Raw genomic sequence first — 13,046 nt, 5'->3', positions numbered from 1 at the left:
TGAAGCTCCATGCCTGCGCACCGCCGCAATCTCCGCCCGAACTGCCGAATTTCGATAGCCCTACCGTTCTCAGCGAGGAACACACTAGTAATACGGCTGTGAACAAACGAGAGATTGGCGCGGCACGTAATCGAATACGTCGGTCATTGGCCATAGCGGACACCGCGCGAATGATGGCGGCCGTTACGATCCGGTCATGCCTCATCTTGCTCCACCGAACCGCCCCCGATACATCGATTGCCATATCGCCAGACTGCCCGAGCCGGATGCATGTTGGGAGCTGGGCAGCTTGATGCTGGAGGCTGGGCCAGCATCATGCCCTTGGCTTTCGCGGCCCCAACTTTGCCCGCCAGCGAGTTAGGGCCGCCTTTTGGGACAAAGCGATGCGACGTGCTTGGAATTCTAGTTCCAAGTCCCGACGCAAGCTGGTCGCGCCACCCCATACATCTGTTGCCATATCGCTAGAGCGCCCGAGCCCTGTGCACGTTGGGCCATGGGCCAGCATGACTCCCATCGGCTTGGCCCCTGCGTAGTATCGGCCCCAACTCAGCCCCCCGAGTTGGGGCCGCTTTTTGCGAGGCGCAATCCATAGAGAGGGAATGGACAGGGCGGTGGCGTTTGAGGCCGGGGAACGCTTCATCAGTTCCGGGGTTTCGAGGAAATGCCTCGATACTACTTCGACTTTCGCGATGACGCCGGGCTCACCATCGACGACACTGGTGAGGATTTGCCCGATCTTGATACTGCCCGGGATGCGGCGCTTAGGGCACTTGCCGAAGCCATCCGCAGCAAAAGCGAGATCCGCGCAGAGATGGGCGACATGTTCGTTGAGATGAGAACCCAAGCCGGGGCCGCTTTAACGGTGTCGGCATCGGTTGAAATCGTTATGAAGTCGTAAGATGGTCGGCCGTGATGAGAATGACCTCCTCGAACGCGCGGCTCGCGCGATTGCCGAGAGCAACAGGCTTGTCGAGGAAGCCGACCAGATCCGTTGGCAGGCCCAGCAAAGACACGCATGGCTTAGACACCATCGAGAGATTTTGGAACGGACTGGCCCCCGTCGCCTCTCCTCAGAGAAGCAAGCGGCATGCGCTAGACCCTTGAGAAGCTCGCAGCCTTGAGAGCACTCGGCGAAGGCCCTGAAGTTCTCTTTGTGCGCTGCACGCAGCGGAGGTTTCGCAGCCACCTGCATTTTGCTAAGTAATTGTCGGTGCTGAACCATGCGGATTAGGACCCGCAAGCGCGAGGGAGACTTTCATGCAAGATCGCCAACAAGCCCATTCCCCCAATGAACCGAATTATCGCTTCGTGGCACGGCAAGAGATCAGAGCGGCGAAGCTGGCCTATGAACGAGCGCAGCGAGCGTTTGAGCAGACCCGCGCTACGCTTAAACAGTCCCAAATCGTCTTGGAGCAGTCGTTCAAAGTCCTCGGCTCCTGTTCAGAGCAAGGGCAGGACAGGACGCAAGAGTAAGCTGCCTCAGTTGGGTGGTTCCTTTCATCGTGATGGCACTTATTGGCCCCACGAGGTCGCGTGCGCTCAGTCTTGTCAATTAGCGCGCGTCTCCAATGCAAAGCCCGTTCGCCGCAGCTTGGATTAAATGTGCTCTCACGACGGAAATAAGCCGCGAACTGGGGTATCATTTCGAACATCACCGACAAAGGCTCGGCTCGTAGGCGTCGGTGGCTGAGAGACAGCTTGTGCTCCCGCCTCTCGCGAGGAGCCGATGGAACGATCCCGCCAACTTCAACATCTAGAACAAGCTGAGCGTCACGTGTTGCGTGGCGAGCAGAACGTATCCGACCAAGAGCAGCGCATCGAAGACCTTGAAAATCACGGGTATGACGTAACTCTGGCCCGCGAACTATTGGAGACGTTCCTCCGCACTCAAGCGCAATTCGTCACGCACCGCGATCTGATCCTCAGAGAACTGGACCACGCTTGAACCACGGCCGATCATTGACGGCACTTAGACCACCACGATGTCTCGACGCATAAAGCGATCGCAATGCAACAGCGCGAGTTGCCTCGCTTCGCTGGCGCTACTCCGGTTGCGCATTCCGAGCACGTTTCTCGGCGACAAACTCCACCCACCGCCTAAGACGGAAGGGGGCGAGTAAGGCCGACGTGCAACCTGTCAGCATCAACGTCGCCTTGAGCACAAAGTGGATGGGCGACCTACAAGAGTTCCTTCACCTTGACCTAGGGATACATCCGAACGGGCAATAGCCGAAGATCGCTTCGCGCCGAAGAGTGAGGTCGCTGCTGCTGGGGGCCAAACGGAGATGTCCGATGGGTGTGGCAGGCTGGCGCTTTGCGCATATGAAGAGAACTCTCCGCTCCCGGGCGGTCTTTATCAGCGTGCTGGAAGAGTTGCCCTTTATCTGCCCGGTGGCGGTCGCAATCGGCTCGCTGATCATGATCGGCATCACTCTCTGCAAGGATTGGCCGCAGTGAGGCCTCGATCATCTGATCTGCAATCTTCTCGTAGCCGTTACGCGAAAATCTTTCCGTTACGGCATTTCGCGCATCATCGCAACCTCGATGCGAACCGTGTCAGCATCGAAAGTCTAACGGGAAATTCCTCGACATTTTCTTGAAGTCCTCCCTTGTAATCCACCTCACACCTGCACCGAAGCGCGGTCCGATATAGTCCAGTCGCTCTTGCGGGGTTGGGCGCCGAAACGGGAGGCCGGCATGTCAAACTCATCTGCGCTTTTGCGATGGTCGACCGAGATGCTGCCGGAGCACGTTCGGTTCTCCGCACTCCGTGAAGAGTTTGCGCGGCTGAACCTCGCCTTGGACGTGATAGATCACAGCGGCGGCCGCCCGCGTATTGACGTCACCTACCTGTCGCTCGGCGCGGTTGGCGTTTGTAGCATTGTCACCACGCCGGTGGAGTTTATCCGGCACAAACACCACCTCAAGGATAGCCGCGACCAATTCGGACTGAACATCGTCGAGGCTGGACCCGTCCAATATGCAAATGCTGGCCGGGAACATGTCTATGATGCCGGCTCCGCTTGTTTGGTTGACCGGGGAAAGCCACTGCGAGTATTTGGCCCGCGTGGCGGCAGCGTCAAATTCGTGACCGTGCAGGCTCCCGCCCTTAGGTCCCTGGTTGCGCAGCCGGAAGATCTTGCAGGTCGGCCGGTGCATCGCGGACCGGCACTTAGATTGCTCGGTCGTTACCTGCGGTCGCTCGCATCCTTCAAAGAACCTCCGTCATCAAAACTGGCGTCCACCGTCGGCGTACATCTCCTCGATCTCGTGGCCGCGACGCTCGGGCCGACCGCCGAAGCTGCAGACATGGTTACGGAGCGTGGTGTGAAAGCGGCCAAGCTTCAGGCGATCCTGGCCGAGGTCGCGCAACGCTTTGGCGATCCCAATTTCGATCTGGACAATGTTGCCGGCACGCTCGGTATGTCGCGGCGATACGTGCAAAAATTGCTCGAAGGGACCGGGAAGTCGTTCACCGAGCACCTTGCAGGGTGTCGGCTTGAGCGCGCCTTCGCGATGTTGGCTGACCCGCACCATCTGCATTTGGCCATCATTGATATCGCGTTTGCAGTCGGCTTTGGTGACCTTTCTCATTTCAATCGCTCGTTCCGCCGACGCTTCGGCGAGACGCCATCAGGCGTGCGCGCAGCATCAATCGTGCTGCAGAAGTCATCCAGCGCCCCCTCACAATGCGCTGTGTCGCGCGCCATGGAAAACTGCCCCCTCGGCGTCACGAGGAATTGCCCCTCCTTGGATAGCCGAGGAGAGAGCGAATGAACGAGGAACGGATCACGGAAGGCTCGTCGTGGATTGATCCACGGGGGCAGGTGATGAAGACGCCGGATGACGTGGCGGAGATGTTGCGCCTGAGGGCGTGCGGGTGGGGTCTGAAGCGGATTGCGCGGCAGCTGGGCTGCAGCCATCACACGGTGAAGGACTACGTGACGGCGGGCGGGGTGAGGCCGTTCAAGTCGCCTGAGCGGGCAAAACGACTCCATGGCCTCGAGGGTTGGCTGCGCGAGAGGTTCATTCGGCATCGCGGCAATGCGGATGTGGTGCGCCAGGACCTGTTGGCCGAGCAAGGCGTGGCAGTCAGCCGGCGAACGTTGCAACGCGCCTTGCAGCCCTATCGCCAGGCGCTGAAGGCCGAAGCGCTGGCGACGACGCGGTTTGAGACGCCCCCGGGCCGGCAGCTGCAGATCGACTTTGGCGAGCGTCTGGTCGAGATCGGCGGGGTGAAGATCAAAGCATTCGTGTTCGTGGCGACGCTCGGGCATTCGCGGCGGCTGCATGTCCGTGCGTTCCGGGCCGAGAAGCAAGAGCACTGGTTCGCCGGGCTTGAGAGTGCATTTACGACATTCGGCGGCGTGCCGGAGGAAGTGCTGATGGACAATCCACGCGCGCTCGTGGCGCGCCACGACGCGGTGAGCCGGTCGGTTCAGTTTAACGACAAGCTCATCGCGTTCGCGAAGCATTGGGGCTTCCGTCCTCGCGCCTGCGCGCCGTATCGGGCGCGCACGAAGGGCAAGACGGAGAGTGGCGTCGGCTACGTCAAGAAGAACGCGATCGCGGGGCATTCCTTCGCGAGCTGGGAGGCATTCGAGGCGCATCTCGCCGAGTGGGAGCGTGAGGTGGCGAACGTGCGCATCCACGGCACGACCGGCGAGGCGCCGATCGCTCGCTTTGCGCGTGACGAGGCGCAGCGGTTGAAGCCGCTCGGCGGGCAGCCGTCGTTTGGATCGTTGCGTGAACTGGCCCGCGTCGTCGGCAACGATTGTGCCGTCGAGGTCGACACGAACAGCTACTCGGTGCCGTGGCGGCTGATCGGTGAGCGCGTGGCGGTGACGGTTGCGGCCGGCGAGGTGCGCATCCGCCACGGCATGCGCGAGGTTGCGGTCCACAAGCAATCGGAGGGGCGCCGGCTGCGGATCGTCGATTCCGCCCACCTCGACGGGGTTGCCGGTCGCAACGGCGCGGTCTGCCGACCGGCAATCGCGGCATCGACAGTGCCGGCGCCTTCTCCACTGCCCTCGTTGTTGCGTCCTCTTGCCGAATACGAAGCAGTGATCGGAGGGAGCTTCTGATGGCGCGCACAAGGAAGGCTACCGAAGCACCAACCGATCGGCTCGACGCCATGCTGGCGCGATTGCAGCTCTCCGGCATCCGCGACCAGCTCGACAACCTGCTCGACGAGGCGGCGCGCGCCAACCTATCGGCGCGTGAGACGCTGATCCTGCTGTGCGAGCGCGAGAGCGCGCGCAAGGATCATCGCCGCATCGAGATGGCGCTCAAACTCGCACACTTCCCGGCCGTGAAGGAGCTTGCGGGCTTCGACTTCGAGGCACAGCCGTCGATCGATCCGAAGCAGATCCGCGACCTGGCCGCGTCACGTTGGATCGCCAACGGCGAGAACGTGCTGCTGCTCGGCCCGCCGGGCGTCGGTAAGACGCACTTGTCGATCGCGCTCGGGCGAGAGGCGATCCTGGCCGGTTACACGGTGCAGTTCACCACGGCGACGACCCTGGTCGCTGGCATGGCCAAGGCGCACGGCGAGCGGCGCCTGGACGAGAAACTGCTCGCGCTGGCGAAGCCAAAGCTGCTGATCGTCGACGAACTCGGCTACCTGCCGCTGGAGCCCGACGCGGCGCATCTGTTCTTCCAGCTGGTCAGCCGCCGCTACGAAACCGGCGCCATGCTGATCACGTCGAACCGCAGCGTTGCCGAATGGGGCACCGTGTTCGCCGATCCGGTCGTCGCCACTGCGATCCTCGACCGGCTCTTGCACCACAGCCACGTGCTGACCATCCGCGGCGACAGCTATCGGCTCCGCGCCAAGCGAAAGAGCGGCCTCATCAAGGCGCCCGCCGCTGACGGCCCTCCGGGCGGCGGAGCCAACCTTCAACTGACATCATGAACCCGAGGGTGGGGGCAGTTCTTCATGACGCAAAGGGGGCAGTTCCGGATGGCGTTTGACACGCTGGCGACGGCCGCTGAAGCGCAGATACGCACCGGGAGGGCGCAAGGCATCATGAGAGAGGCCGCAGGAAGGCCGTACAGGAGCCCAGGCGAGGCTACCGGACACCGGACCACGCCAGCGCATAGGAGAGCCCGCAGGAAGGGGCCGTAAAGCCAGCTACGTGCTCCAAGGGCACCCCGACCGGGCCGCGCGAGCGCCATGTGAAACTAGGGCCTATTAGGGCCCAGCCGGTTCGGACGGGCTTCTCGCCCGTCCGGCAGCAACATAAATATACCTTTATCTTCAAGCGCTTCCGGAGATTTCAACAGGCCGAAAAAATCGCTGGCGGAAAGGATCACACGGTTTTGCCGTACGCGCGGCCCGCTATTCGCCGCAGTTTTCCCAGCCTTGTCGACAGAGCCGGGAACTTACAGGCGAGACGAACCTGACAGCGCCGTCCGTCCGCACGAAGCCTTGGGCTCACGGAGAGCAATCCGCCCTTCCCTCAACCTCTCGCGCCCGGCGCTGCCGCGTCCACCGCAAGCCCGGCTCGCGAAACATGACGACCACATGATCGCCCCTCAAGGATGACCCGGGACGGGCGGCACATACGATAAATCCGAATTTCGGTAAAGCGGAATATTGTTGCGAGGATGGATTGATAGCCTCGTAGGTGTTTTGCCCGACGGGAATTCACCGGCACAAGCTCGAGCGGCCCCGGATTACGCTTCGCTCCATCCGGGCTACGAGCTACGACCCGAAATCCCTCGGCGAGAACGGCAGATCCATCACCTTCCATTCCCCGTACAAATTGGCCGGCAGCATTTTGAAGGGCTGGCAGGCCTGGAGCGCGGCCATCGCGGATTTCACCAGTGCCACGCCCTTCGCCGACGGCGGGGCTTCGATCAGGATCGGCTCGCGCGCCAGAGTGCCGTCGGTCGCCAACACCGTGCGCAGCTTGATGTGGACATTGTCGGTTGGCGCGAGCCCGGCCGGCAGTTTTGCGCAGCTGCGCAAATGGCGGCGCAGCTCGGCGATGACCTCGGCCGGCAATTTGGCGGCGATTGAATCCTTGGCATCGCCACCGTCATCCTTGAGCGCGTTCTTCGGCTCGGCCGGCAATTCGGGCGGCAGGCCCAGCATGACGCCGTATTTGACGGTGACGTCGGGCTCCGGCGCCTGATAGGCCGGCGGCGGCGCGTCCTGCGGCTGCGCCTGTGGCGGCGGCTGCGCCGGTTGAGGCTGCATCTGCGGCAGCGGTTGCTGTGGCGGCAATTGCGACGGCTGCGGCTGCGACGACTGCGGCTGCACATTGGCCTCGCGCTGCTTCTCCGCCTGCGAGGGTTGCGGCTGCTTCTGCTGCGGTTCGGGTGATGCCTGCTGCTTCGGCGACGCCGCAGCGGCCTTGTCCTTCGCCGCGGGCTTCGGCTCCGCAGGCGCCTTGTCCTTGTCGGAAAAATCCAGCTTCGGCAGCTTCAAATCGGGGAGCGGCTCCGGCGACTTCTCCTTCGCCTCTTCTTTGGCCTTCTCCTCGGCCTTGGCCTCCTCCTCCTTCACCTGCTCGGGGGTGACGATGTCGATCGAAACCGTCTCGGGCCCGGCGGCATGAAACGGATGGACTTCGCTGATCACGATGATCAGCGCCACCAGCGTCAGATGCGCAATCGCTGACGCCGCAATGTCCGTCCGTATGATCTTCCGCAGTTCCATCGCCCGATCTTGGGTTGCCGCCCTGCTCCTATCATACCGGAACGGGCCCTCAATCCCATTTCGGCGCGAAGCCGAAATCGGTCAGGCGGCCCTTGGGGCTGGCCAGCGCGGCGATCTCCGCCATCTCGTCGCCTGAGAGCTCGAAATCGAGGATATCGATGTTTTCCGACAGGCGTTCGACGCGCGAGGTGCGCGGGATCGCCGCAACATTCTGTTGCACCAGCCAGCGCAGGCAGACCTGGGCCGGCGTCTTGCGATGCGCACGTCCGATTGCGGCGAGCCTCTGGTCGGACTTGATGCGGCCCTTGGCGATCGGGCTGTAGGCGACCAGCGCAAGGCCGTGCTGGTCGCAAGCCGCCCTCACCTTCGCCTGATCCAGATAAGGGTGGTATTCGACCTGGTTGCAGACCAGCGGCTCTGATGACAGCGCCACCGCCTGCTCGATCAGCGCCACGGTGAAGTTGGAAACGCCGATGTGACGGGTCAGGCCCATGCGTTTGGCATGCGACAGTGCGCCCAGCGTCTCCGCCAGCGGCACATGCGGATTGGGCCAGTGCAGCAGCAGAAGGTCGACCGACGGAAGCCGCAGCCGCGCCAGGCTCTCCTTGACCGAGCGCTCGAGGTCATGGGGCGCGAAATGATTGGTCCAGACCTTTGTGGTGAGGAAGACGTCGTCGCGGCGCACGCCGGAGGCGCGCAAGCCGTCGCCGACCTCGCGCTCATTGTCGTAGACCTGGGCGGTGTCGATGTGGCGGTAGCCGAGCCGCAGCGCCTGCTCGACCACGCGGGCACAGGTACGCCCTTCCAGCTCCCAGGTCCCAAGCCCGATCGCCGGGATTCTTGCGCCACTGGCCTCGACGAACAGCATGAGGAATCCTCTCTGTTGCGGCAGCCCCTGATATCATTATGGACCCGGTCCGTAACACTGCCAACGAATGCCACGGCGCCCGAGCCGGATATTCACGGCAATGCTAACGGGAGGTTCGTATCAGGCTTTGGCGAGCGCCTGGAACACCGTCTCCGGCGCGTGTGCGATCACCGCGAGCAGCGCGCGGGCCGGTCCCCGCGGGGCGCGCTTGCCCTGCTCCCAATTGCGGATGGTCTCGACGGGAACGCCGAGCTTGGCGGCGAACTCCATCTGGGTGAGACAGGCGCGGCGGCGCAGGTCGCGCACGGCGAGCGAGCCGGTGTCGCCAGGTGCGTCATTGGCGCTCGGCTGGACCGGATATTCCTGCCCATCCCGCAATTCGACGATCCGTCCGTCCGCCTTCAGCCGCAACCGCATGTCCATTCCCCCAAGCGGGCATGATGATGCGGCAGGTCGCTTAAGTTCGGATTAAAGAAAGGAGTCCGTAGCCCGGATGGAACGCAGCGCAATCCTGGGCAGCTCTTGCGCCGATGCAGCGGTCCCGGATTACGCGGAGCCTGTCATCGGGCGGCGCTTCGCGCCGACCCGTTGGCTCCATCCGGGCTACGAGACGGGAGTATTGCATCGCGTCCGGGCACGAGAATGAGGATGCACCGCCGCCTGCCCCGTCATTGCGAGGAGCCCCTGCGACGAAGCAATCCAGACTGCCGCCGCAGAGGGATTCTGGATTGCTTCGCTACGCTCGCAATGACGTGGAGGGAGCGTACGCCTTCGCCTACTTCAAGCCGAACCACAACGTCGCGATGCCGAGGAAGGAGAAGAAGCCGACCACGTCCGTCACCGTGGTGACGAAGGTGCCCGACGCCACCGCCGGATCGGCCCTGACACGTTCGAGCGCCATCGGGATCAGAATGCCGCCGAGCGCGCCGGCGACGAGGTTGCAGATGATGGCGAGCCCGATGACGATGCCAAGGCCAGGGATCTTGAACCAGGCCACCGCGGCGATACCCGTGATCACGGCAAAGGCGAGGCCATTGACGAGGCCGACCAGCGTTTCGCGCATGATCACGCGCCAGGCATTGGAGGAGCCGAGCTCGCGCGTTGCCAGCGCCCGCACCGCGACCGTCATGGTCTGGGTCGCGGCATTGCCGCCCTGGCTCGCAACGATTGGCGCCAGCACCGCGAGTGCCACCATCTTCTCCAACTGGCCCTCGAACAGGCCGAGCACGGAGGACGCCAGGAACGCGGTGGCGAGGTTGACCAGCAGCCAGTTGAACCGGCCGCGGGCAATGGTCAGGAAGGTGTCCGACAGCTCTTCGTCGCTGGTGACGCCGCCGAGCGCCTTGAGGTCCTCGTCTGCCTCCTCCTCGATGACGTCGACGACGTCGTCGACGGTGATGACGCCGACGAGGCGGTCCTGGGTGTCAAGCACAGGGGCTGCGACGAGATTGTACTTGCCGAACATGCGCGCCACCTCCTCCTGGTCCTCCAGGACGGAGACGCGGCGGCGATCCTCGTCGGTCAATTCGGCGAGCGGCACCGGCCGGCGCGCGCGCAAGAGCACGTCGAGGGGGACCGCGCCCTGCCAGTGCTGGTCCTTGTCGACGACGTAGATTTCGTAGAAGCGGTCGGGCAGATCCGGCGTCTCCCGCATGTAGTCGATCGCCTGCCCCACGGTGAAATCCTGGGGCACCGCGATGAACTCGGTCTGCATGCGGCGGCCGGCGGAATTTTCCGGATACAGCAGGCTGCGCTCGAGCGCGACGCGCTCCTGCAACGGCAGCTTTTCGAGGATCTCCTCCTGATCGGCCTCGTCGAGGGTTTCCAGCAGCTCGACCGCATCGTCGGATTCGAGCTCGCGGACGCCTTCGGCGACCGTTTCCGGCGGCAGCTCCTCGAGGATCTCCTCGCGCACGGTCTCGTCGACCTCGTTCAGCGCGGAGAAGTCGAAGTCGCGGCCCGTGAGCTCGACCAGACGGACGCGGTCGTCGGGCGCGAGCGCGCCGATCAGGTCGCCGAGATCGGCCTCGTGCAGCTCGGCGACGCAGGCGCGCAGCGCGGCGCTGTCGCCGGCCTCGATCGCATGGGCGATTTCCTCGACGAATTCGTGCCGGATTTCGCCGTCTTCATTGCGCATCGGCACATGGTCGAGTACCGAGGCCTCGGCGGATGGGGCACCGTCCATATGTTCATCCATGGTGTGCCTCGCCGTTTGACAGGTTGGAACGTGTGATCTGAGCTGATGGTTCAGGCAATACCCACAAGGCAACTCCGAGCGCAATGACAAAGATGCTTCGACTGCGGTGGACCTCGATGTCGCTGGGCGTGATCCTCGCGGCCCTCGGCGGCATCGCCTCGGCGGGAGCCGCCGACTGCCCGCGCAAGGATGCGCTCGGCACCTCGCGCGTCCTCAGCGTCGATGCCAAGACCACGCCGCGCGTCGGCTTGAAGAGTTTTCCGCAGACATTGCCGCTTGCCGATCACGAGGTCGTGCTGACCTTCGACGACGGCCCGCATCCGCCGACGACATCGAAAGTGCTGGCAGCGCTGGCGCAGGAATGCGTGCGCGCGACCTTCTTCCTGATCGGCCTGCACGCTTCCCAGCATCCTGAGATGGTCAAGCGCATCGCGCGCGAGGGCCACACCATCGGCCACCACACATGGTCGCATCCGTTCATGGCGCGGATCCCGTTCGAGAAGGCGAAGAGCGAGATCGACCGCGGGATCGCGGCCGACGAGATGGCGCTGCACGGGGTCTCGACCACGACGCCCTCGACGCCGTTCTTCCGCTTTCCCTATTTCGAAGCGACGCAAGCCGAGCTCGACCTGCTCCAGTCGCGCGGCATCGTCGTGTTCGGCGCCGACCTCTGGGCCAGCGACTGGAACGAGATGACGCCGGAGCAGGAATTGAAGCTCATCACCGAGCGCCTCGCCGCTGCCGGCAAGGGCATCATCCTCTTCCACGATCCCAAGGCGCGAACGGCCGCGATCATGCCGGCCTTCGTGCGGTATCTGAGGGAGAACGGCTATCGCGTGGTTCACGTGGCCCCGGCGGGAACATCACAGAAAAACGCTGACGCCCGTTGATGCCGGAATGTCACGCCGGCGCAAAAAGGGGTGATTTGAGCCCTATTAACACTCTGTTCATGCTACGCCATGCAAAGATGGAGGCGATTTGCGCCTGAACCGTTTCGGGGCGTCTCCGACCTACTATGGCGGCAATCGCATATGAGGGCAGACCGACTTCATGATCGGACGTAGCGTTGTTTTCCGGACGCGATCGTGGGCCGTCCTTGGCGGTGTGTTGGGATTGCTGAGCACCGCGTCGACGGCGGCGCTGGCGGCCGAATGCCCCGGGCATCCGGGCGCGCTCGGGACCTCCCGCACCCTCGTGGTCGATCCGCACGAGCATCCGCGCATCGGCACCATGCAGTACCGCGAGACGCTGCCGTTGAAGGACCATGAGGTCGTGCTGACCTTCGACGACGGTCCGCTGCCGAAATATTCCAACCAGATCCTCAAGATGCTCGACGACGAGTGCATCAAGGCGACCTTCTTCATCATCGGCCAGCAGGCCAAGGCGAACCCCGAAGGCGTGCGCAAGCTGGTGGCGGCGGGCCATACCGTCGGCACGCACAGCATGGACCATCCGCTGACCTTCGACCGGATGCCGATCGAGAAATACGAGCCCGAGATCAACGGCGGTATCCAGTGGACCTCGGCGGCGATGACCGACCCGACAAAGCTCGCGCCGTTCTTCCGCATTCCCGGGCTGATGCGCGCCGAGGGTGTCGAGAACTATCTGATCTCGCGCGGCATCCAGGTCTGGAGCGCCGACTTCCCGGCCGACGACTGGCGCCATGTGTCATCAGACCGCGTCTACCAGCTCGCGATCCAGCGACTGGAGGCCAAGGGCAAGGGCATTCTGCTGCTGCACGACATACAGCCGCGCACCGTGGCGGCGCTGCCGAAGATCATCCGCGACCTCAAGGCGAAGGGCTATCGCATCGTGCATGTGGTGGCGGCGACTGCGGATCAGCCGGCGACACCGACGACGGCGGTGGAATGGCTGCTGCATCCGCCGACCGAGACGACACCGATCGCGCGCTGGCCGGCCGTTCCGAATTTCGTGTTCACGCAGACCGGGACGCTGCCGGCGCCCTCACTCGCCGATCTGAACGCGCAGAACGAGCATCAGCCGCTGCTGCCGCGCCGGACCAAGGCCCGGATGGATGTCGCGTCCACCCTGGCCGTGCCGGACCGCGACCTGTTCGCGATCCCCGAGGGCTCGGTCGAGGTGCTGCTGTCGACGACCTTGTCGCGGCGCGCCGCGACGCGGCTGGCGATGGCGGCCGAGACGCCGCGCGCGGCGAAGGGGACCGCCAAGGGTACGCCCGGCAAGTCGCAGGGGCGCAAGACCGCGCGCGCGCCACACGCCGCCCCGAAGCGTGCGGCGCAGGCCAAGGGCAGCGCGACCCGCATTGCGACCGGCGTGAAGAAGCGCGCTTGAGT

General features: G+C 63.8%; 13 protein-coding genes. 9 read left to right on the top strand and 4 right to left on the bottom strand.

The annotated features are described in order from the left end of the window. The first annotated feature begins 661 nt into the window (after window positions 1-661). The 7 genes from QA642_RS21440 (at window position 662) to istB (ending at window position 5,914) form a co-directional block, all read left to right on the top strand. Window positions 662-898 (top strand): hypothetical protein, encoded by a 237-nt coding sequence (locus QA642_RS21440; protein ID WP_283086383.1) that lies wholly within the window; start codon window positions 662-664, stop codon window positions 896-898. 359 nt (window positions 899-1,257) lie between these two features. Then, window positions 1,258-1,473: a hypothetical protein gene (locus QA642_RS21435; RefSeq protein ID WP_283086382.1), complete on the top strand. Its 216-nt coding sequence runs from the start codon at window positions 1,258-1,260 to the stop codon at window positions 1,471-1,473. Between the two features lie 253 nt (window positions 1,474-1,726). After that, window positions 1,727-1,945, top strand: a complete 219-nt coding sequence (locus QA642_RS21430) for a hypothetical protein (protein ID WP_283086381.1) — start codon at window positions 1,727-1,729, stop codon at window positions 1,943-1,945. A 347-nt stretch (window positions 1,946-2,292) separates the two neighbouring features. Further along, window positions 2,293-2,457 carry a hypothetical protein gene (locus QA642_RS21425; RefSeq protein WP_283086380.1) on the top strand — a complete coding sequence of 55 codons (165 nt, stop codon included), beginning with the start codon at window positions 2,293-2,295 and terminating at the stop codon, window positions 2,455-2,457. Window positions 2,458-2,697: 240 nt separating this feature from the next. Further along, window positions 2,698-3,777, top strand: a complete 1,080-nt coding sequence (locus QA642_RS21420; protein ID WP_283086379.1) for an AraC family transcriptional regulator — start codon at window positions 2,698-2,700, stop codon at window positions 3,775-3,777. Further along, the gene (gene istA / locus QA642_RS21415) at window positions 3,774-5,084 is read left to right on the top strand and encodes an IS21 family transposase (RefSeq protein ID WP_283086378.1); all 1,311 of its coding nucleotides are present in this window, start codon (window positions 3,774-3,776) and stop codon (window positions 5,082-5,084) included. The genes QA642_RS21420 and istA overlap by 4 nt, the downstream gene beginning before the upstream one ends. Then, the gene (istB, locus tag QA642_RS21410) at window positions 5,084-5,914 is read left to right on the top strand and encodes an IS21-like element helper ATPase IstB (RefSeq protein WP_283086377.1); all 831 of its coding nucleotides are present in this window, start codon (window positions 5,084-5,086) and stop codon (window positions 5,912-5,914) included. Before istA ends, istB begins: the two co-directional genes overlap by 1 nt. 792 nt (window positions 5,915-6,706) lie before the next feature. Here istB and QA642_RS21405 read toward each other — a convergent pair. From QA642_RS21405 to mgtE, 4 genes are all read right to left on the bottom strand, one after another. Next, window positions 6,707-7,666 carry a hypothetical protein gene (locus QA642_RS21405; protein ID WP_283086376.1) on the bottom strand — a complete coding sequence of 320 codons (960 nt, stop codon included), beginning with the start codon at window positions 7,664-7,666 and terminating at the stop codon, window positions 6,707-6,709. 49 nt (window positions 7,667-7,715) lie between these two features. Further along, window positions 7,716-8,534 (bottom strand): aldo/keto reductase, encoded by an 819-nt coding sequence (locus QA642_RS21400; RefSeq protein ID WP_283086375.1) that lies wholly within the window; start codon window positions 8,532-8,534, stop codon window positions 7,716-7,718. Between the two features lie 120 nt (window positions 8,535-8,654). Then, window positions 8,655-8,957 (bottom strand): helix-turn-helix domain-containing protein, encoded by a 303-nt coding sequence (locus QA642_RS21395; protein ID WP_283086374.1) that lies wholly within the window; start codon window positions 8,955-8,957, stop codon window positions 8,655-8,657. A 352-nt stretch (window positions 8,958-9,309) separates the two neighbouring features. Continuing rightward, a complete protein-coding gene (gene mgtE / locus QA642_RS21390) occupies window positions 9,310-10,731 on the bottom strand; it encodes a magnesium transporter (protein ID WP_283086373.1) in 1,422 nt (473 codons plus the stop codon). Between the two features lie 116 nt (window positions 10,732-10,847). Here mgtE and QA642_RS21385 point away from each other — a divergent pair, with 116 nt between their 5' ends. Continuing rightward, window positions 10,848-11,621: a polysaccharide deacetylase family protein gene (locus QA642_RS21385; RefSeq protein ID WP_283086943.1), complete on the top strand. Its 774-nt coding sequence runs from the start codon at window positions 10,848-10,850 to the stop codon at window positions 11,619-11,621. A gap of 160 nt (window positions 11,622-11,781) precedes the next feature. Beyond that, a complete protein-coding gene (locus QA642_RS21380) occupies window positions 11,782-13,044 on the top strand; it encodes a polysaccharide deacetylase family protein (protein ID WP_283086372.1) in 1,263 nt (420 codons plus the stop codon). Window positions 13,045-13,046: the final 2 nt, after the last annotated feature.

Source organism: Bradyrhizobium sp. CB2312, from assembly GCF_029714425.1.
Lineage (GTDB): Bacteria > Pseudomonadota > Alphaproteobacteria > Rhizobiales > Xanthobacteraceae > Bradyrhizobium.
Note: the sequence above shows the minus strand (reverse complement) of the source record. Positions and strands in the feature narration are given on the sequence as shown.

Excerpts from the sequence above, each read along its gene's own strand:
- QA642_RS21440 (WP_283086383.1), top strand. The coding sequence starts at position 662 with ATGCCTCGATACTACTTCGACTTTCGCGATGACGCCGGGCTCACCATC.
- QA642_RS21435 (WP_283086382.1), top strand. The coding sequence starts at position 1,258 with ATGCAAGATCGCCAACAAGCCCATTCCCCCAATGAACCGAATTATCGC.
- QA642_RS21430 (WP_283086381.1), top strand. The coding sequence starts at position 1,727 with ATGGAACGATCCCGCCAACTTCAACATCTAGAACAAGCTGAGCGTCAC.
- QA642_RS21425 (WP_283086380.1), top strand. The coding sequence starts at position 2,293 with ATGGGTGTGGCAGGCTGGCGCTTTGCGCATATGAAGAGAACTCTCCGC.
- QA642_RS21420 (WP_283086379.1), top strand. The coding sequence starts at position 2,698 with ATGTCAAACTCATCTGCGCTTTTGCGATGGTCGACCGAGATGCTGCCG.
- istA (WP_283086378.1), top strand. The coding sequence starts at position 3,774 with ATGAACGAGGAACGGATCACGGAAGGCTCGTCGTGGATTGATCCACGG.
- istB (WP_283086377.1), top strand. The coding sequence starts at position 5,084 with ATGGCGCGCACAAGGAAGGCTACCGAAGCACCAACCGATCGGCTCGAC.
- QA642_RS21405 (WP_283086376.1), bottom strand. The coding sequence starts at position 7,666 with ATGGAACTGCGGAAGATCATACGGACGGACATTGCGGCGTCAGCGATT.
- QA642_RS21400 (WP_283086375.1), bottom strand. The coding sequence starts at position 8,534 with ATGCTGTTCGTCGAGGCCAGTGGCGCAAGAATCCCGGCGATCGGGCTT.
- QA642_RS21395 (WP_283086374.1), bottom strand. The coding sequence starts at position 8,957 with ATGGACATGCGGTTGCGGCTGAAGGCGGACGGACGGATCGTCGAATTG.
- mgtE (WP_283086373.1), bottom strand. The coding sequence starts at position 10,731 with ATGGATGAACATATGGACGGTGCCCCATCCGCCGAGGCCTCGGTACTC.
- QA642_RS21385 (WP_283086943.1), top strand. The coding sequence starts at position 10,848 with ATGTCGCTGGGCGTGATCCTCGCGGCCCTCGGCGGCATCGCCTCGGCG.
- QA642_RS21380 (WP_283086372.1), top strand. The coding sequence starts at position 11,782 with ATGATCGGACGTAGCGTTGTTTTCCGGACGCGATCGTGGGCCGTCCTT.